Raw genomic sequence first — 20,107 nt, 5'->3', positions numbered from 1 at the left:
GTCCCGCCCTATTTTCTTAAAAGGAGAATTGTAATGGCAATATTCAGTTTGAATTGGCTTTGCATGGATTGTAAATGTGAATTTTCAGGATATGTTGACGAAGACGGCGATCTTATATTGTGTCCGGTGTGCGACAAAGAATTTATAGCTTTTGTGGACGAAAGTGAAGAGCGTAGTTATTCGCTTTATTGGTGGAAAGAGTTTATCAAAGTGTATGGGAATAGAAAAGAAAGAAAAGAACGATATTTAGAGCGTCTCATCGATGACGCTCTCCGTTAGTTGAGCGTTGGGGGCCAGGCCGTTGGTGCGGTCTGGTCCCCTTTTTACCGGAGAAGGGGAGAGTCCCTGGAGCGACCGAAACCGCTTGCGCAGGCCCCTGCGTTTTTGGAAAAGGTCAGAAAGGCTACCCTTCGTCGAGGTCAATCCCTTCCCCAAATGTTGCTTGCAGGAGCGTCTCCGCGTCGGCAATGTCCTTAAGGTGCTTGATCGCTTCAGGCGGGACCAGGCAGACAAGCTTGGCGAATTCCTCTTTGCTCATCTTGGCCTTTTTCCAAGGTTTGGCCGTGTCGTACTGACGGCGACTGATACCGAGGATGGCCCAGGGCTTTTCAGGAGGGGACTTGTCAGGGAAGGTCATTGGTTGGCCTGGGTGTGTCAGTTGCGTCCGCAGCAATGCTTGTACTTGCGGTTGCTGCCGCAGGGGCAGGGTTCATTGCGACCGATCTTCCTGGACGCATGCCTGAAGGGGATTCTGCCCTGTGAAGTTGAAGAGATTTGTCTTCGATGTGGTTCGAAATATTGGAAGATTCGTTTGAGCGAGGTGGAAATCATCACCAGCATCAAATCACGACGCTCTGTGTCTATAGGCTCGGGACGCATTTCAGGGTCGGGGTCGTACTCGTGAGCCAAGGCCAGGATGGGAACCAGCACGCCGCCATGCTCTTCATCGTCAAGGAGGTCCCCCCAAGCTTGTCCTCCGATCTCAAGGCCCTGCATAAAACCCAACGCCCAGTCATTCCCGTAGGAATCTTCTCCCTCGCGTTCGATGACGACGAGATCATAAAACTCATCCTCATGAAGCGAGCGCACGACGGCATTCCAGTGCCGGAGAAGGAAATCGTAGAAGTCCTCGGCTTCCTCCTGATCTGAAAACTGGCTTTCCTCGGTACCCAGGATGAAGGGTACGTATGTGCTTGGCATTACGAGCTCAGGGGAGCAGACCAGAGCAGCGAAGAAGCCATCAAGCATTTCAATGTTCATCGCCTCGGGGTAGGAGCCGAGGAGAGTCTCCAGCTTGTCCAGTTCTTCGTCGGTGAGAGAAGAGGTAAGACCGTGCGGCATGTATGGGTTATCTCCTGGCCGGTAGGATATGGCCTGAGAAGGACAGGGGGCAAGAGGAATTGTGACAAGACGCTGGCCAGCATTGGGGATGAAGTGCCGTTTGGAAGTCGGACATAATTACTTGTTTTGTAAGTCTATTGAAGACAGGCTTCACGATTAGACTCAATATCTCCTGCCTGGAAGAAGGAGAGACTTCCAGATGTATAAACGAATATAGTTGTAGCCTATCGTATAAATTGTCCTTGGCGTTCAGGAATTTGGTTGTCCTGTAGTAGCGACATTCGTAGATTCGATTTTGTTAGTTTTCAATTTCTACAGTATGATAAAGTGTTGACATTTGAAATGCTTAAGTGAATATTTGTTTTGACAGCGGGCATTAAGGCCTGTCTCTAAAAAATGTTTTGTTACTCCGGGGGGTTGTGCTATACTCCTTTAATGAGCAGGCACGATATCCCCGACGAACTCTGGAAGCGCATTGAGCCGATAGTATGTCCCTCACGGCATGAACGCCGTGGAAGGCCAGCCAAAGATACACGGCTTATGCTCAATGGCTATTTTCCTGGTTCGCACTGAAAATCTTCGAAGGTGTCATCGATTTTGATAGGTCAGCAAACTGGTATCCTGCGTCCCGCGCCTCCATGGCCTTGCGAAGTTTGTGCTCCATGCGTACTTGAGATCGATATCGGTCTTTCAAGGCAGGGCCAGAGCCGAGGTGCCATGCTTCTCTGTAGCAACTAGGTAGATAGCCCAGAACCGCTTTACGAGCAGTATCCTTGTGAGGTGCATTACCGTTCAAGCGGTGAGGGAAGTCAGGAGTTTGCACTCAATGCACGGGTATAATGAATATGTACAATCGCATCCTCTCGTGCTGTAGCAAAAGGAGTTCTTATGGAGTTTGTTGTTTTGATAATTCTTGCAATTGTTGCAATTGCTTTTGTTTGCTTAATATTTGCCTTGTTATATTCCATGTTTACAAAAAAAGGCGCACCAAAAAGCACGCCAAAAGGCGATGTATTTTTTTCTAAGCTTACAGACAGTTTTGGGTACAGATACTTTTATGATAAAACGGGTTACTCAATAGACATGAAAAATAAGTTGATTTCCCTTTACAATAAAGGGAGACACAAGACTTATAATCTGTCAGAGTTAAGAAGTATAGAGTATTCTTGGAATCAAGCAGAAATAATTAAGATAATAGGTGGGGATCCTGGCTTTTTTGAAAAGTTAAAAGTTAGCAATTTAAACTCAGATAATGCTCGTGCAGCGTATGAATCTTCCGGTATATTTATTAACGCAGTAGATGTTGACATGCCTCGATGGCAAATAAAGGTTGCAAACGAATCAGATCTCTTCAAGTCCCTTGAGATTATACAGCAAGCATTACACGGAAAACTTGCATTTGAAAAGTGTACGCCATGAATATTGCATGGCAAATGCATGTTTGATTTGACAATATAATATATTGGGAAACAGTAGAACAGGCTTAAAATAAATGTGCACAAACGATTACGCATTTAGTTTTACTCGCGAGATAAGCACGTAGCATGATAAGGTCGCCCGGTAATAATGAAGCGTGCACCCAGTAATAAGGAGACAGAGGCCGGTTATCCTTTTTGGCTGACGCACCACTGCCTCACCACCAGCGCAACCCCAGTCGCCAACTCACCGTTGGCAGGACCGTCCCTGAAAGCCAAAATTCCTTTGGCGGAAGCCAAAAAGATACGTTGGCGATCGTTGGCTGGCTCGCCAAAGCTCAATAATTTCAAAATGCTGCTGGTATGGCATTCAAGAGGTCGTCGGTTCAATTCCGTCCAGCTCCACCAAAGACCTCAAGGGGTTATCCAAGAAATTGGGTAACCCCTCCTTTTTTTTACATTGGCTGCCTCCGCCAACACTTTTGTTGGCGCTCCCGGACACCGAAGTCTCGGTGAAGCAGCATCCCCCTGTATGAGCATCCAGAAGACGACCCCTTGAGGAAAATTCAAGCGGTCGTTTTTTGTTGTGCTTTTTTGCTGTGTTGGAAAAAGTTTTCCGCAACAAGCCGCAGCGAAGACTGAGCAAAGAGACGATGGCCTCTTGAGGGATTTTCAAGCGGTGGTGGTTTGGGTGCTCTTCGACGTCACCTCCAGGGGAAAGGAAATGTGCTCCTGGTGAGGAGACGGGGTTGCCGGAGGGGGAGCAGGAGCGGTCCTAGAGACGACTTCTTGATGAAAAATCAAGGGGATGTGTGGTGGGTGGTCTTCACCTGCTCCTGGTCGGCTGCGTCGGTTTGGACATTTGGACATTCTAAGTGCATCCCTGAGAAAAACGGGCCGGGTCAGAACTGGGCAGGACTGGTGCTGACGAAGTGTCTCAGGTGCTGAAGAGGAGGGGGCTGGATGCTCTGCTGTTTTGCAGGGTCGGGAAACATATAACACTTTTTCTCTTGGATAAGTGCTGACGGTGGTCCAGTTGTTTCTTTTTTCTTGCAATTATACGTTTATAAAGTAGATTGAGAAAAAATTGTTATTTATTGGTGGGCGTTATGATCAACCAAGTTAAGTGTCCAATTTGCTTTACAGTGAACACAAAACCCGTATGGGAGCCGGGGGACGGTTTCGTTGTTGTCCATTGCGAAAAGTGCGGGAAATTTCGCATGACAGATGATGCGGTTGGATATTGGTATGACAAGTATTGTCATAATCCAAAAACCAGGGCAGTTGCTAATGCATCAAGCTGGTTATATTATAGTTGCAATCAGGCCAGTATGATTCAAGAGGATGACTTGATAAGATGCGAAAGCATGCGTATCCCGTCGTTCAACGAACGGGCAGATTTACTGCTTAAATATTTGGAAAAGAAAACAGAACATATTGGTCAGATGGTCCCGTTTTCACGGGACGAAATATTTACAGCGACCTGGTCGTATGACATTGATGAAACGCAGGCCTTGCTAAATTATCTTAGCGGTGAAGGAAGGATATGTGTATTAGAAACATATGATGCTGCGATGATTCAACACGGCGGATGGTCCCATATTGAAACATTAAGAGGAAAGAACCTATTAAGTCAGCAGGGATTTGTCGCGATGTGGTTCGGCGACCATGTTCAAAGCGCATACGACCAAGCAATTAGCCCTGCCATAGAAGAAGCGGGTTACAGTCCGCATCGTGTCGATCTCGGTGAGCATAATCAAAAAATTGACGATGAAATCATTGTTCAAATTCGTCGCAGTCGCTTTGTTGTTGCTGATTTTACAGGTCATAGGGGCGGTGTGTACTATGAGGCTGGGTTTGGGCATGGCTTAGGCTTGGAAGTGTTTTTCACCTGTCGTAATGACGATCGAGAAAATTTACATTTTGATATTCGACAGTATAACTGCATATTTTGGGAAAATGATAAATTGGATGAATTTAAACTGAAACTGGCAAAACGGATTGAAGCCGTTCTTGGCAAAGGTAATGTTTCGGTAGCTATGTAGCCCCTCTGCCTCCCCTGTCCCCTAAATTTCCAACAAAACAGGGCCTTCCTTGAGCTTTTCCCCTGATCCAGGACCTTTGGCCGTCCCGTGTCCTGTCCCTTCAAGAGGAGCCAAGTATGGAGGAATGTTCGTTTTTCCAGTGAGTTGAAAAATCTGCTCGAATTCAGAGAATCCCCTCCAGTTTCACCGTGATGGAGGAGCTGAACCACAAGCGCAGGCGGCTGCGCATACGGTTTCCCCATCTCCATCTCCACCACCATCCTCCCCAAAAACTCTCCCCCCGTCGTGACCTCCTCCCTGGGCTGAGGCTACCCTCCACGGGAATCCCCTTTCCCGACCTCTGGAGGAGCCTATGCCTGACAGCCCGACCCCCAATATCGTCTACAGCTACACGCGCGCTAACGCACTGGCTGACGGCGTTTTGGTCGACATCACCCCTATTGCAAGAAATTACGGCTTCAAACTGCCCTTCGCCATCTCGGATGCGCTCTACAACGGGTATGTCGAGCCAGCTGAAAACCTGGAATCGCTGGGGCAGTCGCTGGCGGGACGTCTCCATGATCTTCTGACCCTGGCAAACGTCTCCGCCAGACAGAGCATGGGCGAAGACAGGGTCTTCTTCAAGGTAGCGTTTCTCATGCGTCCCGAGAAGACAGAGACGATGCAGGTCGTCCTTCACGTCGGACCTGGCGATTCTGGTGAACCAGTGTTGACCCTCTGTCTGCCGGAGGACCTGTGATGACTTCCTCCACTTCTGATGACGCGCATGACCTGGATCGTCTGGATCAACTGGATGCCCTGCTGGGTCGTTTTCGTCCCATCGAGCACCTTTTTCAGGTGATGGGGGCTGTCGGGGATACCGGTGACGGTGCTGAACTGATCAGGGGATGCTCTGAGATCGGACTGAATTTGACTGGCCAGTTTCGAGAGGAACTGGTGCGGGTTTTCGGAAGAGACGGTGGAGGTGGAAGGGTGGAGTGACGGGGTAGCTCCACGCTTCGGATCTATCCTGGAGAAGCGATATGAAGAGATGCATCCTTGGGAGGGTGCAACTCGGGTGAGCCAATATTTTTAGTTTTGTCCCACATAGCCCTATATGGGGTGACAACGCAACAATTTTGCCTATTCTATCGCTCATTCCGGCATGGAGCCGGGAACAGCAACCAGTAGGAGATTATATATATGCCCTTCCAGCAGTCCGCTGACACCCAGACCATGGATCTAACTTCCTGGCTGGAGAGTCTGAAACATCAACAACAATATTTGGCTTCGTTGAAAAACGAAAATGGCGAAATCATACCGATGACGCCGCCTTTGCTGATTCTGGCTCCAACCTTGCAAAAGAAGTATCCCGATCTTTTTACACAAGAGGCTTTCAACAAATCCTTCGACTACTTTGCGCCTCGGTGGGGTTTGGATAAGGCATCTCTGGGACTGACGACCTCCAATGAATATCCCGGAGGCACCGACAGAGCCCCCAAGTAAACTTCGCAAGGCCAAGGTGTTGAGACGCGCACATCTGATATTGAGGTCCCCAAGGCGCCTCCTGGTGTGGACATTGATGAGAATATCAAAGCTGCCCAGTCCATGCAGCCATGGACGTTAATTGACAAATTCAGAGATGAAAAGGCATGGAATTACAAGAGGAACTGGAAAGACACAGAAGCATTTGGAAATTTCAACTATGGGGCGACAATGAAAGCCAATGGCATGCCCAATTGGCTCATCCATCGTGGCGCTGGGTTGTATCACTGGCTGGGTAATAAAACACCCACTGGCACTGGGAATTGGTGGGGTAGCTTTCCTTATGGCGATGCATGGGATGATCAATATAACATCGCAAGATGAATACAATACGCTGATGAAAAATTTCCCTATTCGGCTCCTGATCCAATCAACGATCAGTGGCTGCCGACCGGATACTAAACGTCAGTAGCTACAAGAGCGATGAGCGGCCACCTCCTCAGGAGTGGCTGCTCAATTTATTTGTTGATATCAACATAAGAATATTTTATCTTGTATTTCGAAAAACAACGTCAGCATGTTGGTCACGATCAACCTATGGTAAATAAAACTCTTCTCGCTCTTTTCGCCGCCGTGGTCGCCTTCGGGGGCTACCTCGCCTGGAAGATCGCCACCCGTGATCCTCGAGAAGGATGCGGTAGGGAAATTATGGCCGAGGCTATCTCCCCGGATCGCAGATTCTACGCGTATGTCATGGAATATGACTGCAATGTGTTCGTCGGAGGGAACGATGTGTTCATCACGGGCATGTACTCGAACGAGAAGCCGGTACTCATAGGGGAAATATCTTGGGCCAGGGGGTGCGACCACCCCCCTTGTATAACCTTGCGGTGGGTTTCTCCAACCTCACTCGTTGTCGAATATGGCTGCTCCAGGGAAAACAGTGGCGTTACGACCGCTCTTGTCGGTGGCGAAACGATCAAGCTCACCATCGTAAGACGTTGCGAGAACACACCATGACAGAGTCCTGGTCACATATGCTGAAAGTCCTGGCGTTCATCGTCCTGATCTGCGTTGGACTGGTCGAGTTGGCCATTTATGGCCTGCTTACTCTGGATGAATACCCGGGTTGCGATCCGGTGGTTCTTGGCGAGTCCGTCTCACCCACAGGTATGTTCCGCGCCGTGGTCAAGGACTTTGTCTGCAAAACTACGATAGAAGGCGAGAACGTCTATATCGAAAACCTGCAGGTGAAATCCGAACCGGTCTGTGTGGGGCGGATCAAGCGTGATGAGGGACGTTCCGACCCGGCTCGTGTTACCCTGCGCTGGACCTCGAAAAACACGCTGACCGTGGAGTATACGCACGGCAAGAAGGATTTCGAATACAGAAACGTACTGGTAGGGCTGGAGCGGGTTACGGTCTCGTTCGTTCCCGCTCAGGCCGACGCGCTCAATTCGACGATCATCCCCTGAAAAGAGAATCCGAACCGCCGTCCTCATCGAGCGTGACGGACCCGAGAAACACCAGCCGGGCAGGAGCGATCCGTCCGGTGAAGTGGTTGCGTCCGAGGAGGCGGCCCGTCTCTCCCCAAGCGGGAGTCAGGCAGAGGTGGCGCGGCAGGAGAGCGAGAAGCATGGCCCTTCGAAGCTCATGAAGCACATTCCATCCCCAGAGGGGTGCTGTCGTACGCGATTAGGCGCGGGACGTCTCTGAATGGATCGGTCATCAGACCAAGGGAAACCTGGCGTCGTTTCACAAACGAGCTTGAGGACTCGCACGACTCCAGGCGGCTGCGTTTTCGTAAGGAAAACACCGGGATGCTTTCGGATCAGAACAAGCCAAAAGACACAATTTTTCCGGTTTCGGCCGGCCCCCTTCGACAGGCACGGGTATAGCTGCCTGCAATCCTTAGGACTTTTTGTCCTTAACAACGCAAACATCACGTTCACCCGGTATCGCCGGATGCGGGAAAACCGCCTGTCCGGTGGTGATGCGGGGCTTCGGATCGGTGACGGTCCACTCTACCGCTCCCGGTGGGTCTTGTTTCCAGGCTTGGGACAGGGCTGACCGGGAAGAATCGTCGACACTTCATTACGAAACAAGGGTTCATCGACAACGATGGCCCTTTTTCTTTGGTTTTTGCGTCTAACGCGTGATTGTTGCAGCATATTTTGCGCTTTTCATGGATTTTGAAGGCAAAAACGCGGTAAACCGCGTATTTCGAGCCTGTTTTGTCGCCTTTCCAGCCCGGATCAGGGTCTGCCCCTGGACTCCTTCCCCCAAATTTCGATTCTCCTGAGCTTTTCTCCCCCGGTCAAGGTGTTGGGACCCAAAACCGGTTCCAATCCCGGACGTTTACCTGGATATGAAGGAGCGGTCCTTCCTGTTGAATCATCAAGCCAACAAAACCAGTCCGAAGAGGATTCCGGAGAGGCCTCGGAAGACCCCGCCCTGGCGCCGCGACGTGTGAAGGACAGAGGCGGCGGGATCACTTTCGGAGAACTGTCGAAACTCTACCTCAACCACCTGCGGGTCTCCGGTCGGACGGACAAACACATCGTCACGGTCGCGGGCCTGCTCAAGAACCTCTTCTTCGACGTGCTGGGCCGGGACACTCCGGTCGAGAGCATGACCTACCTGGACGACGTGGTGCCCTTCATCCGCCACATGCAGGGTGTGAGCGAGCACACGCGCAAACCCCGCTCCCAGACCTCGGTGAATCGCTACTGCGACTACGTGGACGCCATCTTCAACTTTGGAGTGGAGATGGGTCTGACCACGGTGAACCCCATGAAGGGGCGCAAGAAGGCCAGGGAGCAGCCCAGAGACGTCAGGATCGGCATCAAGGATGTGAAGCGGATCATGGAGGCAGCCGAACCGCATGTGCGGTGGGCCATGGAGGTCTGCTTCAACCTGGGGACCAGGCCGGGCAGGTCGGAGCTCCTGTCACTTCGGTGGGATCACGTGGACTTCACGAAGAGCGTGGTCCGAATCTATGCGACCAAGACGAAGACCTTTCGGACGGTCCCTGTGACGGCTGCCTTCTTGGAGCGGTTGCGGGAGATGATGGCGCAGAGCCTGTCTTCCTACCTGATCGAGTACCGAGGCAAGCCGGTGACCTCGATTCGGAAGAGTTTCAATACCGACTGTGATCTGGCAGGCATCAAGGTGCCAGTGCGGATGTATGATCTCAGACACTTGTTTGCGACGACTATGCTCAGCAATGGTGCTGACTTGGCAGCGGTTTCGAAGTTGATGGGGCACTCGACCGTGAAGATGACGGCGGACGTCTACTACTACTACCTGGAAGGCGAGAAGGAACGGGCCGTGAGCAAGTTGCCGAGTTTGGTAGCCGTGTGAACATATAACAGGGGCGGGTAACACCGCCCCTTACCATTTGAGGATGATGATCATGTATCAACAAAATAGAAGCTTTCGTTGTGATATTTGTAATGCGTTGTTTCTAGATGATGACTTGTATGATGGAAAGGCGATTTACTCTGAAGAAGGAAAACACGTGTGCAAGGAATGTGTTGATGATTATAAAAAGAACTCAGACTGCCCTGAAGATCTGTTCGTTGACAGCATGGAAGCGTTTGCGTCTGAACATGGAAACAGGATGGAAAGAAAGAAAAACGAAACATGTGTGTTGGATGAATTGTTGGCGGAAGCTGACAAGAAACACAAGTTGGAATAGTTGAGACGAGTTTCGGGGACCAGGCCGGTAGTGCGGTCTGGTTCCCGTTTTTACCGGAGGAGGGAAGTCCCTGGAGCAACTGAAACCGCTTGCGCAGGATCCTGCGCTTTTGGAAAAGGTCAATGAGGCTACTCCTCGTCGAGGTCAATCCCTTTCCCAAATGCTGCTTGCAGAAGGGCTTCCGCGTCGGCAATGTCCTTCAGGTGCTTGATTGCTTCTGGTAGAACCAGACATACAAGTTTGGCGAATTCTTCCTTGCTCATCTTGGCCTTCTTCCAGGGTTTGGCCGTGTCGTACTGGCGACGGCTGATACCGAGGATGGCCCAGGGTGACTGAGCGGGAGGGGTGTTTTTTTAGGGTCTTTTGTCTTGTTCCCCTGAATAATTGTATAATTTTTTTCCACTTCCCACCCATATATCCCTATATGGGTGGAAAAAATGATCTTTCTGAGTATCCTTCATGGTCATCGGCCGTTCAGGACCGAAACATCACGCTGGAGGGACTCATCAATGAGCAGCAACGAAGAGATTACTATTATCTCACAATATAGATTCGCATCAACTAGAAAAATCGAAACACATTCTTCCTGGTGGATGCATCAATGAAATCCGCTACATTCATACGACTTGATGTCTTCAAGTCCGAGTTGGTTAAAGGTGCACGCTTCAGCCCTATTTATGAATTCCCTTTATTGGAATCTGTATATTTCAAGCCTGACCAAGCGATTCCCTTTGAAAAGGCCTATAAGGCGACAGGGCAGAACAACTGGGTCCACTTTTACACCCATGACCGGAACTTTGAACGAGTCTGGAACACGCCCAAGCGATATTTCCCCATGTTTCAACGCTTTGCCGGCGTCATCACCCCGGATTTCAGCCTGTACAGAGAAATGCCCTTGGCCATGCAGATTTGGAATACCTACCGCAACAGGGCGATTGCTTTCTGGCTTCAACGCAAAGGCATTCCCATTGTGCCCAATGTGCGTTGGGGCGACGAACGGACCTATGCATTCGCCTTCGAGGGGCTGCCTCAAGGCGGAACTGTTGCAGTCAGCACCACTGGCTCATTGCGCAAAAAAGTCGACCGAAAGTACTTCAAGAACGGCCTGGCAAAAATGGTCGAGGTTCTCCAACCCAAAACTCTTATCAACTACAGCCACGCCCCGGATGACGTGTTTGGCGAATATGCGGATCGTGGTTTGGAGATACTCGTGATCCCGCATTATTTGAATACGTTCAAAAAGGAGGTGCTGTGATGGGCGGCGGTGGCGGCGGTGGACATTTCAGCGGGACAAAAGGGGCAAGTGACTGGAATCCCTTTTCCCTCGGAACTGTGTATGCGCAAGCGGGCAATGGTAACGTCGCAACAGATGCGGGGGGTAAGGCGGCTCCAGCGATCAAACCTTGGGACAAGGAGAAGGCGATACAACGTTTGGATGAAAAGGCTGGAAGTGAGAGCAAGCATAGGTGTGCAGAGTACGTAGGAAAAGCCATCGAAGCAGGAGGCATCACCTTGAATCGCGCTTTAAATTCAGAGGGGAAGAATGCTTGCGGTTACGGCCCAATTTTAAAGGATGCTGGTTTCAAGACCGTGCCTGAGGGTACGCCGCCCCAAAAGGGAGATGTTGTTGTTTTTTCGAAAAGTTCGAGAAATAAGAGTGGGCATGTTGCGATGTATGATGGGGAAAAATGGGTATCAGACTATACTCAGGACACTATGTATCCAAATCGCTGGACAAAAGAGCAGAAAATACCTTATGCAATCTATCGTCGGCCTTGAGTATAGTTTTAGCATAAAACATGTCTTACGCGCCGGAGCAGGGATGCGCCTTCGCTCCAGCGCAACTCAAAAGTATTTATGGCAAATGGCAACCAGATCATTTGTTTTTTGGGGGGGCAGTGAAATTGATAGGTAGAGCAATGTTTGTTTTATTTATACTGCTGTTTCTGTCACATCAGACAGCACATTGTGCAGAGCAAGACCCTGTTGCAGTTGTTAAGAATTTCTACAGATGGTACATTACGTTGCAAGAAAAGATGGACCCATTAAAAAATAAAAATATATATACATTCGTTGAGCGTAACACTGTTTATGAACTCAATAAAGTAAGAGTGGGTACACCTGGCTTCGAGAGAGATTATTTCCTCAAAACAACTAACCCACCACAGAATATGTCCGGCGTAAGCATCTTTGTCAACCAGTTGGAGTGTATTGGCACTGATATTGTCGTTGCTGTCGTTGAATTTAAAATTCAACATAGAAAATTTGATTTAAATAAAGTTATTGTTGTGCTAAAAAAAACAAAGTTTAATACTAAGATTGTAAAATGCATTGACGTTTTGCCCGAGGCATAAATAATGATGCGAGGGTGTCAAAAGATGAAATCGTTAATTTTTCTAGTGCATTTAAGCCTTGTTTTTTTGTCTTTTCAAGAATATGGGGTTTGTGAGATAGATTCAGCTGAGCATCATGTTAAAGAATTCTATCAAAAGTATATACAGTGTGCAAATAACTTATCACTCGACAGTGACTTGTCTATGTATGTTGACTCCTGTGTATTGAGCACAGTACGCATTTTAAATGCCAGGGGTTACTTCCAGAGTGAATACTATACAAAATCTCAAGACTGTTGGGATGCTGGGGAAGATGCGTTTGTAGTTCACAAAGAAATGAAAGTTGACAGCACTGTGAGCATTGTTCCGATATCATTCAAATTTTTAAGTCCTGCGCAGCTTAATCTTCTTGTATTTGTAAGAAGAGGTGATAGCGGGTGGCGCATAATTAAAGTGGCAGGGACAGACGGTTTTTACCAGTAGTGTTTGACATCTGCGGTGTCTTAATGGACTTGATCTGTTGCCAAAGTTGTCGTTCGTCAGAGGGTGCACTAAATCTTTTAGATTGCGATCAACTCATAGAAGCTTTACGAATCTTGACCAGCCAAAGCACCGTTGGCTACCCTTTGGCTGACTCACCACAGCCTCACCACCAACGCAACCCCAGTCGCCAATGAACCGTTGGCAGGCCCGTCCCTGAAAGCCACAATCCCTTTGGCGGAAGCCAAAAAGACACGTTGGCAATCGTTGGCTGGCTCGCCAAAGCTCAATAATTTCACAATGCTGCTGGTATGGCATTCAAGAGGTCGTCGGTTCAATTCCGTCCAGCTCCACCAAAGACCTCAAGGGGTTATCCAAGAAATTGGGTAACCCCTCCTTTTTTTTACATTGGCTGCCTCCTGTCTTGCGACACTTGGTTCTGGTTCTAGGCTGAGCCGGGATATGTCGGGAGAATGTGGGATTTAATGGGACGCCAGCCCAATGATTGCGCCAACTTGGCCAGCGCCTGGCAAAGCGTTTTCGGCCTGGGCGCGCGAAAGTTGCTTTTGCACGTTTTTGCCCAGGCCGAGGCCAAAACGACAGTTGCTTTTGCACAAGCGCGCCCAGGCCTCATGCCGCTTCTCCAGGCAAAACGACAATCGTATATACGAAATCCATTCGCATTGTTTATTGAAAGCTCGCGTGTATTTCCGTAGGCATAGATAGCTACGATTCTCATCGCCTCACAATGGTCAATAGACATCTTCTGGTTACGCGATTTTCCTGGCCGATTCATCCTGCATCACCTCGGTAGAGCCCTTGTCTGGCGCGGCTCGGGCCTCAAGCCTGGCCAATTCCACGCGTAGGTCGGCATTCTGCTTGAGCAGTTCCCGGTTCTCCTGCCGAAGCTCCCGGTTCTCACCCCGCAGTTCCCGGTTCTCTTGGCGCAGGGCATTGATCTCGCTCGTCGGGTCAACACCCGCTGGCTCAATGGCCGTTGTGGCGTTGGGGGCAGGCGTTGTTTGGTCGCTGCCTACGGTGACTGGGCCATCGCCAAATAGAAGCCATTTGGGCTCTACACCAAAGGCGAGGCAGATTTGCCTGGCAGCAACCAAATCCGGTTCAGATTCCCCACGTTCATACCTTCCTAACGTATTTTTGTGAATCCCAGCCACCTGAGCGAACTCGGCTTGGGTTCGCTTACCGCGAATAAATTTCAGACGTGCGGCTGTCGTTGAGGGGGTGTCCAAGTTTGCCTCCCGAAGTTGGACAGGAAGTCGGACACGCCATTTTTTACCAACACATTGAAATAGTGTTGGAAAAAATTTTTCCCGTTTTTTTAACTTGGACACAAAAAACGAATTGACCAACTACCAAAAACGGGGCAAGAAAGTCCTGCGGGCGGTGCCAAAAAAACATTGCCAAATTACACCTTGAGTCTACCGCCCGCGAAAACCTGGGTCAACGTCAATCGGAACACCAAAAATTGACGCCGACCCGCTGGGTGGGACCGATGAGGCAGATGAGCTTGTTCGAGGGCGACGCACAGCTGGCCGGGCTGATTCCGGCCGTGCGGGCCGCCATGAACGCAGCCGCCGGGCTCGATCCGGACGGGCGCAAGCTCCTGGTCGACAAGATCAACGCCCTGGCCGCTTCCGGCGGGGTGCGCCTCACGGCCGGCAATACGAAATCCATCAGCAAGGACACGCTCGACAAGTGGTTGTCGCCTGCGGACCGGGACCATGTGCCAAACCTGTTGGCCGTGGTCGTCTTTTGCCTGGCCACGGGTGACCTGCGGCCCATGCGGGAGGCGCTGCGGCCCTTGGGTGCGGACGTGATGACCCCCGAGGACCGCAAATATGCCGCTTATGGCCGCGCGATAATCGAGCAGAAAGCCAAGGCCAAGGCCAAGCGCCGCCTTGAGGAGGAATTGTTGGAGGGACTGTCATGATGGAGACGGGAATGCGCCGGGATGCCTGGAAAATCCGTGGTCACCTGCGCTCCAAAGGGATGGGCATGAAGGACGTCCAGCGGGCGCTGGGACTCCGCAACTACAGCCCGGTCAGGGAGACCATCATCGGCCAACGGAACCACCGGAAGGTGCTGGCGTACCTGTTGGAATTGGGGTGCTCGGAGAAGTGGTTGGACCTGCCGGAAGACATGAAATCCCAGCGGGCGGCGTGAGCTACAGGCGGTAGGAAATCGTGAAGGATACATACACAACAGCTGAAATCGCTATGGTGCTCGGCATCGCAGTGCGGAGTGTCACCCGTCGCGCCGGCCGCGAGGCCTGGCCCAGCGCGGACGGCCGCGTGCGGGGCGGGGGCCGGTTGTATCCTCTCGCGTCCCTGCCCGCCGACGTGCGCGAGGCCCTGGCCGAAGGGCCGCTCGTCGCTCCGGTGGACTCCATCCGCCGGCAAGAGCCCGTGCCCCTGCCGCCGGTCAAGGCCGAGGTGCTCACCAAGTGGCAACGCCAGGTGCGCGACGCACGACTCATCATTTTGCGCGAGCTGGAACGCATGTCTCTGCTCGAAGGCATGCCCAAGGCGATGAAACACTTCCTGGCCCTGGCAAACGAGGGGAGCCTCAACGAAGCCCTGGACCGGGCCGTGGTCACGGCCAACGCCCGCAAGGGCAAGCGCCGGGCGCTGTGCCTCTCGACCCTGCGCAACTGGCTGGACGTGCTGCAAACGCAAGGCCCGGACGGTCTGGCCCCGCGCATGCGGCCGTACAAGCCGCTGCCAACATGGTTGCCGGTCTTCCTCAAGGAGTATCGCCAGCCGCAGAAGCCATCCATCGCCTGGTGCCATGAAAAGCTGGTGGCCGCTGGCGTCGAGCTGCCCGAATTGCGCACCGTGCAGCGCACAATCAAGAGCCTCGGCGCGTTGGAGGCCAACCGGGGCCGCATGGGGCCGAGAGAGCTGAAGCGGCTCAAGGCCTACGTCAAGCGCGATTTCGATGACCTGTTGCCCACGGATGTCTACACGGGCGACGGCCACACCGCCGACATGATGGTGCAGCACCCGGACCACGGCCGGGCTTTTCGGCCGGAGATCGTCTCGATCCTGGACCTGGCCACCCGCAAGTGTGTGGGCTGGAGCGTGGGCCTGGCCGAATCGTCGCTGCTGGTCGCGGACGCCTTACGTTGTGGCGTCGAGCATGGTGGAATCTCCGCAATTTTCTATTCGGACCGGGGGGCCGGCTTCCGCAACGACATGCTGGACGGCCCGGGCCTTGGCATTTTGGCCAGAATCGGCACGAGCGTCGAACACTCCATCCCCTACAACTCGCAGGCCAGGGGCGTGATCGAGCGCTTCCAGGCCATGTGGATACGCGAAGCCAAGGCCTCGCCTTCCTTTGTGGGCAAGGACATGGACCGTGAGGCTAAAAAGCTGATGTTCGACCGCGTCAAGGCGGAAGTGAAGGATTTTGGTCGGGCCAAGAGTCTGATCGAGTGGCCGCAGTTCCTGGCCTGGGTCGCGGGCCGGGTCGAGGCGTACAACGACCGGCCCCATTCCACGCTGCCGGTGATCCGTGACGAGGTCACGGGCAAAAAGCGCCACCGGTCCCCGAACGAACAGTGGGACGCCCTGGCCCCCCAGGCGGACATCATCATGGAGTCGCCCGAGGTGCTGGCCGATCTCTTCCGCCCCTATGCCGTCAAGCTGGTCAAGCGCTGCTGGGTCAAGATCAACGGGGAGGAATACTTCAGCCGGGCCTTGACCCCCTACCACGGGCAGGAAGTCATGGTGGGCTACGACGTTCACGATCCTTCCCGCGTCTGGATTCGCGACCTGAACGAGCGCCCGGTCTGCACGGCCGAACTGAACGGCAACGTCCACGACTATTTCCCCAAATCCGTGGTCGAAAAGGCGCGCGAAGACCGGGCCAAGGGCCGCATGGAGCGCGTGCAGCGCAAGGAAGAAGAAATTTTGGCTGAGTTGAACGGCGGCAAGCCGGTGCTGGAGGTTTCGCCGCTCTCCAATAGCGAGCTGGTGCTCCACCAGCGGGTCTCCCAGGAGATCGAGACGGCCAAGGTTTTGCCGCTCAAGCCGGAACGGGAAACCGAGCGCGACCGCTTTCGGCGCGCGCTTGGCCTCGAACGCCGGCTGAACGCCGGGGAAAACATTTCGCCTGAAGAGACTGTGTGGCTCGCCCGGTACCGGACATCGAACGAGTACCGGGCCGAGGCCAGCCTGTACGAAGATTTTGGCGAGGCGATGTTTGGCGGATGAACGGTGAGGCCCCGACCGCTGCCACGGTCGAGGCCCCGAAACGAACCAAAAAGGAGACGTCAAGATGCAGCAAACCGTCGCAAAAGACAAGACCATCGCGCCCCTGCTCAACGTGAGCCTGTTCGCCGGGCTGGTGGAGACCGTGATGAACCGGGCGCCGGATTTGCCGGGCATGGCCTGCTTTTACGGGCCTTCGGGCTACGGCAAGACCTTTGCATCCACCTACGCGTCCAACAAGTACCGAGCGTTTGTCGTGCAAATCAAGTCGGTCTGGACGCGCAAGAAGCTCTGCGAGCAGATTTTGAGCGAAATGTCGATCGACCAGGAGCGCACGGTGCCCGCCATGGTCGACCAGATCGCCGAGGAACTAAGCAACTCCCACCGGCCGCTCATCATCGATGAGGCCGACTTCCTTGTGCAAAAGGGGCTGATCGAGATTGTCCGCGACATTTACGAAAGTTCGAACTCCTCAGTCATCCTGATCGGCGAAGAAAATATGCCAAGCGCCTTGCGCAAGTGGGAGCGCATCCACAACCGCATGCTGGACATGAAGCGCGCCCAGCCGGCCAGCCTTGACGACACCAGGCACTTGGCGCGCCTCTATTGCCCGGGCGTGGACCTGGCCGACGACATGCTTGCGGCCATCCACGAGGCGGCGGCCGGGTGCACGCGCCGCATCTGCGTCAGCCTGGACCGGGTGCGCGACTACGCGGCCGCACGGGGAGCTACGGCCCTGTGCCGGGCCGACTACGACGGCGAGCTGTTCAGCGGCCGTCCCGGGGGACGGTCGTGATCACGGCCAAGCTGCAACGCCCGCCAAGCCGCCAGGACGTCTGGGACGTGATGCGCGAGCGCAGGGAGTTTGTGGCCCAGGACCTCGTTCGCTTGACCGGAGCGACCCTCGCCATGGTCGCGGACTACATCGCCAGTCTGCGCAAGGCCGGATTCGTGGCGATCGCGGGCGAAACCGAGAGCCCGGGCGGGAATCCGGGATCGTTCAAGCGCGCGCTGTACCGGCTGGTCAGGGACAACGGCCGCGAAGCGCCGAGGGTGCGCAAGGACGGCACGTCCTGCCCGCCGACAAAACGCGAGAGCATGTGGCGCACCATGCCGGGCCTGGGCGCCTTTACCGCGCGGAACCTGGCCCTGGCCGCGTCAACGGAAGACGTGCCCGTGCTTGAGACCGACGCCCAGGATTACGTTTCGCATCTTTATCGCGCCGGCTACCTGGCCCTTGTCAAGCCGGCCTCTCCCAAGGGCGGCAAGGCCGTGTACCGGCTGGTGAAACGCACGGGGGGGCTGCCGCCCCAGGTGCTGCGCACCAAGGCGGTCTATGACCCCAACCGCAAGGAAATCGTGTGGATGGACCTGGGCGGGGTGACCTCATGATCCCCTCCCGTATCCCCCGCGAAACCGCCCTGGCCAAGGCCCAGGCGGCCTGGGGCGCGGACCTGCCGGATTGGGTGCGCGAGCTGGCCGTGCAGTGCGACCAGGCGGCCAGCATGGCCAAGGTGGGCGCGCAGCTGGGCGTCACCAAGGGCGCGGTGAGCCGCATTGTCCGCAACGACTGGACGAGCGACACCACGCGCATCGAAGAGGCCGTGCGCCGGGCTTGGCTGGCCGAGTGCGTGATCTGCCCGGTGCTGGGCGAAATATCCCTGGCCGAGTGCGAGGCCAACCAGGCCCGGCCCTTTTCGGCCGCCAACAACATGCGGGTGCGGCTCTACCGCGCCTGCCGGGACGGCTGTGCCCACAGTCGATTGACCGATGACCGTGCGGGGCATTGACCGGTCAATCCGCCGGCTGGGGCAACCCGCGTCACGGCGGGCGACGCCGGCCAGAAAGTGGCGGCGGCGCGAAGAGCGGGCCACCAAACGTCAACTCGAGGGGGTGCTGCGTGAGTACGCAAAACGCTGACATTCGGCGGCTGGAGCTGCTGGTGGGCTCGGTACACATCACCCTGCAGGACGCGACGCGCCTGCCTGACGACACCAGGCGCAAGCTGCTGCGTTGCGCCTGGGTGGACCTCGGCCGAGCGCGGGACGTGATTGCGAGGTGCCGCCTCGACGGGCTCGACCGCATGCAGACGCGCCTTACCCAGGCGAGCGTGGCCCTGACCGACGCCATCAAGACCGCGAAGCCCCTGCTGCGGGCCGAGCTGCTGACGCGGGCGCACGAGCATGTGCTGGCAGCCATGAGCGATTGCAACCACCTGGCCAAGCGCCAGACTACTGCGGAGGAATGTGCATGATTGCGAGCGAAATACAGACCGTGCGGCTGGCCCTGGGGACCGCAATGGAACGCGTGGACCAGGAAACTCGGGCGGTCCTGCTGCTCTGCCGCGAGCGCCTGGACGCCACGGCGGACCTGGCCGGAGAACTGGAGGCCCAGGTGGTGGCCACGAGAGCCCTCGAAGCCGCCAATCGGAAGGCGAAGCGCCGGTGGCAGACTCTCACGAGCAAGGACGGCGCGCAATGACCGCCACGATACCTGAAGGCTACATGGAAGACCCCCAGGGCCGCTTGGTGCCCCTGGCCATGGTCAAGGACGTGGACCTGGCCCGGCACGAGCTGGTGCTCGAGGTGGTGGGCAAGGCCCGCGCCGTTCACGATGACCTGGCCAAATTCCAGGCCGACGTCCAGGCCGACGTTGCCGCCTTCGTCCAGCTCTCGGCCGAACAGTACGGGGTCAAGATCGGCGGCGACAAGGGCAACCTGTCCCTGGTCTCGTACGATGGCCGGTACAAGGTGCAGCGCCAGGTGGCCGAGACCTTGGCCTTTGACGAGCGCTTGCAGGCCGCCAAGGCGCTTGTGGACGAGTGCATCACCGAATGGACCACGGGCAGCCGGGACGAAATCCGAGCCCTCATCAACGACGCCTTTCAGGTGGACAAGGAGGGCAGGATCAACACCGGCCGAGTGCTCGGCCTGCGCCGGCTCAAGATCGACGACGACCGGTGGCGTCAGGCCATGCAGGCCGTGAGCGACAGCCTGCGGGTGGCCGGCAGCAAGACCTACCTGCGCGTCTATGAACGCCGCGAAGACGGCAAATACGTGCCCATCGCCCTGGATTTGGCGGCGATGTGAGGGGATTT

Annotated in this window: 29 protein-coding genes; 24 read left to right on the top strand and 5 right to left on the bottom strand. The window is 54.3% G+C overall.

The features are described from left to right. The first annotated feature begins 33 nt into the window (after positions 1-33). Positions 34-279, top strand: a complete 246-nt coding sequence (locus ACYQ01_RS11245; protein ID WP_459933967.1) for a hypothetical protein — start codon at positions 34-36, stop codon at positions 277-279. Positions 280-403: 124 nt separating this feature from the next. Here ACYQ01_RS11245 and ACYQ01_RS11240 read toward each other — a convergent pair whose 3' ends face one another. Together ACYQ01_RS11240 and ACYQ01_RS11235 are read right to left on the bottom strand one after the other, a co-directional pair. Beyond that, on the bottom strand, positions 404-637 hold the full coding sequence (locus ACYQ01_RS11240; protein WP_459933966.1) for a hypothetical protein: 234 nt from the start codon (positions 635-637) through the stop codon (positions 404-406). A 17-nt stretch (positions 638-654) separates the two neighbouring features. Beyond that, a complete protein-coding gene (locus ACYQ01_RS11235) occupies positions 655-1,341 on the bottom strand; it encodes a UPF0149 family protein (RefSeq protein WP_459933965.1) in 687 nt (228 codons plus the stop codon). Positions 1,342-2,229: 888 nt separating this feature from the next. Here ACYQ01_RS11235 and ACYQ01_RS11230 point away from each other — a divergent pair. The 8 genes from ACYQ01_RS11230 (at position 2,230) to ACYQ01_RS11195 (ending at position 7,740) form a co-directional block, all read left to right on the top strand. Beyond that, the gene (locus ACYQ01_RS11230; protein WP_459933964.1) at positions 2,230-2,760 is read left to right on the top strand and encodes a DUF4755 domain-containing protein; all 531 of its coding nucleotides are present in this window, start codon (positions 2,230-2,232) and stop codon (positions 2,758-2,760) included. Between the two features lie 1,216 nt (positions 2,761-3,976). Next, positions 3,977-4,801: a hypothetical protein gene (locus ACYQ01_RS11225; RefSeq protein ID WP_459933963.1), complete on the top strand. Its 825-nt coding sequence runs from the start codon at positions 3,977-3,979 to the stop codon at positions 4,799-4,801. A 352-nt stretch (positions 4,802-5,153) separates the two neighbouring features. Further along, positions 5,154-5,540: a DUF6573 family protein gene (locus ACYQ01_RS11220; protein ID WP_459933962.1), complete on the top strand. Its 387-nt coding sequence runs from the start codon at positions 5,154-5,156 to the stop codon at positions 5,538-5,540. Next, positions 5,540-5,782: a hypothetical protein gene (locus ACYQ01_RS11215; protein WP_459933961.1), complete on the top strand. Its 243-nt coding sequence runs from the start codon at positions 5,540-5,542 to the stop codon at positions 5,780-5,782. The genes ACYQ01_RS11220 and ACYQ01_RS11215 overlap by 1 nt, the downstream gene beginning before the upstream one ends. 201 nt (positions 5,783-5,983) lie before the next feature. Then, positions 5,984-6,286, top strand: coding sequence for a hypothetical protein (locus ACYQ01_RS11210; RefSeq protein ID WP_459933960.1), 303 nt, complete (start codon positions 5,984-5,986; stop codon positions 6,284-6,286). A 66-nt stretch (positions 6,287-6,352) separates the two neighbouring features. Then, positions 6,353-6,649, top strand: a complete 297-nt coding sequence (locus ACYQ01_RS11205; RefSeq protein WP_459933959.1) for a polymorphic toxin type 44 domain-containing protein — start codon at positions 6,353-6,355, stop codon at positions 6,647-6,649. Positions 6,650-6,862: 213 nt separating this feature from the next. Then, positions 6,863-7,285: a hypothetical protein gene (locus ACYQ01_RS11200; protein WP_459933958.1), complete on the top strand. Its 423-nt coding sequence runs from the start codon at positions 6,863-6,865 to the stop codon at positions 7,283-7,285. Positions 7,286-7,302: 17 nt separating this feature from the next. Then, positions 7,303-7,740 carry a hypothetical protein gene (locus ACYQ01_RS11195; RefSeq protein ID WP_459933957.1) on the top strand — a complete coding sequence of 146 codons (438 nt, stop codon included), beginning with the start codon at positions 7,303-7,305 and terminating at the stop codon, positions 7,738-7,740. Here the strand turns inward: ACYQ01_RS11195 and ACYQ01_RS11190 are convergent. Further along, positions 7,730-7,903 carry a hypothetical protein gene (locus ACYQ01_RS11190; RefSeq protein WP_459933956.1) on the bottom strand — a complete coding sequence of 58 codons (174 nt, stop codon included), beginning with the start codon at positions 7,901-7,903 and terminating at the stop codon, positions 7,730-7,732. The genes ACYQ01_RS11195 and ACYQ01_RS11190 overlap by 11 nt on opposite strands. Positions 7,904-8,734: 831 nt before the next feature. On the opposite strand from ACYQ01_RS11190, the gene ACYQ01_RS11185 reads away from it, so the two are divergent. Together ACYQ01_RS11185 and ACYQ01_RS11180 are read left to right on the top strand one after the other, a co-directional pair. Further along, positions 8,735-9,628, top strand: a complete 894-nt coding sequence (locus ACYQ01_RS11185) for a tyrosine-type recombinase/integrase (protein WP_459933955.1) — start codon at positions 8,735-8,737, stop codon at positions 9,626-9,628. A 52-nt stretch (positions 9,629-9,680) separates the two neighbouring features. Next, positions 9,681-9,965, top strand: a complete 285-nt coding sequence (locus ACYQ01_RS11180; RefSeq protein WP_459933954.1) for a hypothetical protein — start codon at positions 9,681-9,683, stop codon at positions 9,963-9,965. Between the two features lie 128 nt (positions 9,966-10,093). On the opposite strand, the gene ACYQ01_RS11175 is transcribed toward ACYQ01_RS11180, so the two are convergent. Beyond that, the gene (locus ACYQ01_RS11175) at positions 10,094-10,228 is read right to left on the bottom strand and encodes a hypothetical protein (RefSeq protein WP_459933953.1); all 135 of its coding nucleotides are present in this window, start codon (positions 10,226-10,228) and stop codon (positions 10,094-10,096) included. 338 nt (positions 10,229-10,566) lie between these two features. On the opposite strand from ACYQ01_RS11175, the gene ACYQ01_RS11170 reads away from it, so the two are divergent. From ACYQ01_RS11170 to ACYQ01_RS11155, 4 genes are read left to right on the top strand one after another with little or no spacing between them, the layout of a single operon-like run. Continuing rightward, positions 10,567-11,220 carry a DUF4417 domain-containing protein gene (locus tag ACYQ01_RS11170; protein WP_459933952.1) on the top strand — a complete coding sequence of 218 codons (654 nt, stop codon included), beginning with the start codon at positions 10,567-10,569 and terminating at the stop codon, positions 11,218-11,220. Next, a complete protein-coding gene (locus tag ACYQ01_RS11165) occupies positions 11,220-11,744 on the top strand; it encodes a CHAP domain-containing protein (RefSeq protein ID WP_459934847.1) in 525 nt (174 codons plus the stop codon). The genes ACYQ01_RS11170 and ACYQ01_RS11165 overlap by 1 nt, the downstream gene beginning before the upstream one ends. 20 nt (positions 11,745-11,764) lie before the next feature. Then, positions 11,765-12,319: a hypothetical protein gene (locus ACYQ01_RS11160; RefSeq protein WP_459933951.1), complete on the top strand. Its 555-nt coding sequence runs from the start codon at positions 11,765-11,767 to the stop codon at positions 12,317-12,319. A 24-nt stretch (positions 12,320-12,343) separates the two neighbouring features. Then, on the top strand, positions 12,344-12,781 hold the full coding sequence (locus ACYQ01_RS11155) for a hypothetical protein (RefSeq protein WP_459933950.1): 438 nt from the start codon (positions 12,344-12,346) through the stop codon (positions 12,779-12,781). A gap of 767 nt (positions 12,782-13,548) precedes the next feature. Here the strand turns inward: ACYQ01_RS11155 and ACYQ01_RS11150 are convergent. After that, on the bottom strand, positions 13,549-14,028 hold the full coding sequence (locus tag ACYQ01_RS11150) for a helix-turn-helix domain-containing protein (RefSeq protein WP_459933949.1): 480 nt from the start codon (positions 14,026-14,028) through the stop codon (positions 13,549-13,551). A 272-nt stretch (positions 14,029-14,300) separates the two neighbouring features. On the opposite strand from ACYQ01_RS11150, the gene ACYQ01_RS11145 reads away from it, so the two are divergent. From ACYQ01_RS11145 to ACYQ01_RS11105, 9 genes are all read left to right on the top strand, one after another. After that, positions 14,301-14,729, top strand: coding sequence for a hypothetical protein (locus tag ACYQ01_RS11145; RefSeq protein ID WP_459933948.1), 429 nt, complete (start codon positions 14,301-14,303; stop codon positions 14,727-14,729). Beyond that, complete coding sequence (locus ACYQ01_RS11140; protein WP_459933947.1) at positions 14,726-14,962, top strand: hypothetical protein; 237 nt, start codon at positions 14,726-14,728, stop codon at positions 14,960-14,962. The genes ACYQ01_RS11145 and ACYQ01_RS11140 overlap by 4 nt, the downstream gene beginning before the upstream one ends. A 20-nt stretch (positions 14,963-14,982) precedes the next feature. Next, entirely contained in the window at positions 14,983-17,013 is a 2,031-nt protein-coding gene (locus ACYQ01_RS11135) for a Mu transposase C-terminal domain-containing protein (RefSeq protein ID WP_459933946.1), read from the top strand. Between the two features lie 64 nt (positions 17,014-17,077). After that, positions 17,078-17,806 (top strand): AAA family ATPase, encoded by a 729-nt coding sequence (locus tag ACYQ01_RS11130; RefSeq protein ID WP_459933945.1) that lies wholly within the window; start codon positions 17,078-17,080, stop codon positions 17,804-17,806. After that, positions 17,803-18,402: a hypothetical protein gene (locus ACYQ01_RS11125; RefSeq protein ID WP_459933944.1), complete on the top strand. Its 600-nt coding sequence runs from the start codon at positions 17,803-17,805 to the stop codon at positions 18,400-18,402. Before ACYQ01_RS11130 ends, ACYQ01_RS11125 begins: the two co-directional genes overlap by 4 nt. Beyond that, on the top strand, positions 18,399-18,800 hold the full coding sequence (locus ACYQ01_RS11120) for a hypothetical protein (protein WP_459933943.1): 402 nt from the start codon (positions 18,399-18,401) through the stop codon (positions 18,798-18,800). The genes ACYQ01_RS11125 and ACYQ01_RS11120 overlap by 4 nt, the downstream gene beginning before the upstream one ends. 110 nt (positions 18,801-18,910) lie before the next feature. Next, a complete protein-coding gene (locus ACYQ01_RS11115; protein ID WP_459933942.1) occupies positions 18,911-19,264 on the top strand; it encodes a hypothetical protein in 354 nt (117 codons plus the stop codon). Continuing rightward, a complete protein-coding gene (locus tag ACYQ01_RS11110; RefSeq protein ID WP_459933941.1) occupies positions 19,261-19,491 on the top strand; it encodes a hypothetical protein in 231 nt (76 codons plus the stop codon). The genes ACYQ01_RS11115 and ACYQ01_RS11110 overlap by 4 nt, the downstream gene beginning before the upstream one ends. Beyond that, positions 19,488-20,099, top strand: a complete 612-nt coding sequence (locus tag ACYQ01_RS11105; RefSeq protein ID WP_459933940.1) for a DUF3164 family protein — start codon at positions 19,488-19,490, stop codon at positions 20,097-20,099. The genes ACYQ01_RS11110 and ACYQ01_RS11105 overlap by 4 nt, the downstream gene beginning before the upstream one ends. The last annotated feature ends 8 nt before the right edge of the window (positions 20,100-20,107 follow it).

This window comes from Fundidesulfovibrio butyratiphilus (assembly GCF_054657235.1).
The sequence above is the reverse complement of the archived record's forward strand: the minus strand, read 5'-3'. Positions and strand labels throughout refer to the sequence as shown.

Bases quoted from the DNA above. Each gene is read 5' to 3' on its own strand.
- ACYQ01_RS11245 (WP_459933967.1), top strand. From the start codon at position 34: ATGGCAATATTCAGTTTGAATTGGCTTTGCATGGATTGTAAATGTGAA.
- ACYQ01_RS11240 (WP_459933966.1), bottom strand. From the start codon at position 637: ATGACCTTCCCTGACAAGTCCCCTCCTGAAAAGCCCTGGGCCATCCTC.
- ACYQ01_RS11235 (WP_459933965.1), bottom strand. From the start codon at position 1,341: ATGCCGCACGGTCTTACCTCTTCTCTCACCGACGAAGAACTGGACAAG.
- ACYQ01_RS11230 (WP_459933964.1), top strand. From the start codon at position 2,230: ATGGAGTTTGTTGTTTTGATAATTCTTGCAATTGTTGCAATTGCTTTT.
- ACYQ01_RS11225 (WP_459933963.1), top strand. From the start codon at position 3,977: ATGACAGATGATGCGGTTGGATATTGGTATGACAAGTATTGTCATAAT.
- ACYQ01_RS11220 (WP_459933962.1), top strand. From the start codon at position 5,154: ATGCCTGACAGCCCGACCCCCAATATCGTCTACAGCTACACGCGCGCT.
- ACYQ01_RS11215 (WP_459933961.1), top strand. From the start codon at position 5,540: ATGACTTCCTCCACTTCTGATGACGCGCATGACCTGGATCGTCTGGAT.
- ACYQ01_RS11210 (WP_459933960.1), top strand. From the start codon at position 5,984: ATGCCCTTCCAGCAGTCCGCTGACACCCAGACCATGGATCTAACTTCC.
- ACYQ01_RS11200 (WP_459933958.1), top strand. From the start codon at position 6,863: ATGGTAAATAAAACTCTTCTCGCTCTTTTCGCCGCCGTGGTCGCCTTC.
- ACYQ01_RS11195 (WP_459933957.1), top strand. From the start codon at position 7,303: ATGCTGAAAGTCCTGGCGTTCATCGTCCTGATCTGCGTTGGACTGGTC.
- ACYQ01_RS11190 (WP_459933956.1), bottom strand. From the start codon at position 7,903: ATGCTTCTCGCTCTCCTGCCGCGCCACCTCTGCCTGACTCCCGCTTGG.
- ACYQ01_RS11180 (WP_459933954.1), top strand. From the start codon at position 9,681: ATGTATCAACAAAATAGAAGCTTTCGTTGTGATATTTGTAATGCGTTG.
- ACYQ01_RS11175 (WP_459933953.1), bottom strand. From the start codon at position 10,228: ATGAGCAAGGAAGAATTCGCCAAACTTGTATGTCTGGTTCTACCAGAA.
- ACYQ01_RS11170 (WP_459933952.1), top strand. From the start codon at position 10,567: ATGAAATCCGCTACATTCATACGACTTGATGTCTTCAAGTCCGAGTTG.
- ACYQ01_RS11165 (WP_459934847.1), top strand. From the start codon at position 11,220: ATGGGCGGCGGTGGCGGCGGTGGACATTTCAGCGGGACAAAAGGGGCA.
- ACYQ01_RS11160 (WP_459933951.1), top strand. From the start codon at position 11,765: ATGTCTTACGCGCCGGAGCAGGGATGCGCCTTCGCTCCAGCGCAACTC.
- ACYQ01_RS11155 (WP_459933950.1), top strand. From the start codon at position 12,344: ATGAAATCGTTAATTTTTCTAGTGCATTTAAGCCTTGTTTTTTTGTCT.
- ACYQ01_RS11145 (WP_459933948.1), top strand. From the start codon at position 14,301: ATGAGCTTGTTCGAGGGCGACGCACAGCTGGCCGGGCTGATTCCGGCC.
- ACYQ01_RS11140 (WP_459933947.1), top strand. From the start codon at position 14,726: ATGATGGAGACGGGAATGCGCCGGGATGCCTGGAAAATCCGTGGTCAC.
- ACYQ01_RS11130 (WP_459933945.1), top strand. From the start codon at position 17,078: ATGCAGCAAACCGTCGCAAAAGACAAGACCATCGCGCCCCTGCTCAAC.
- ACYQ01_RS11120 (WP_459933943.1), top strand. From the start codon at position 18,399: ATGATCCCCTCCCGTATCCCCCGCGAAACCGCCCTGGCCAAGGCCCAG.
- ACYQ01_RS11110 (WP_459933941.1), top strand. From the start codon at position 19,261: ATGATTGCGAGCGAAATACAGACCGTGCGGCTGGCCCTGGGGACCGCA.
- ACYQ01_RS11105 (WP_459933940.1), top strand. From the start codon at position 19,488: ATGACCGCCACGATACCTGAAGGCTACATGGAAGACCCCCAGGGCCGC.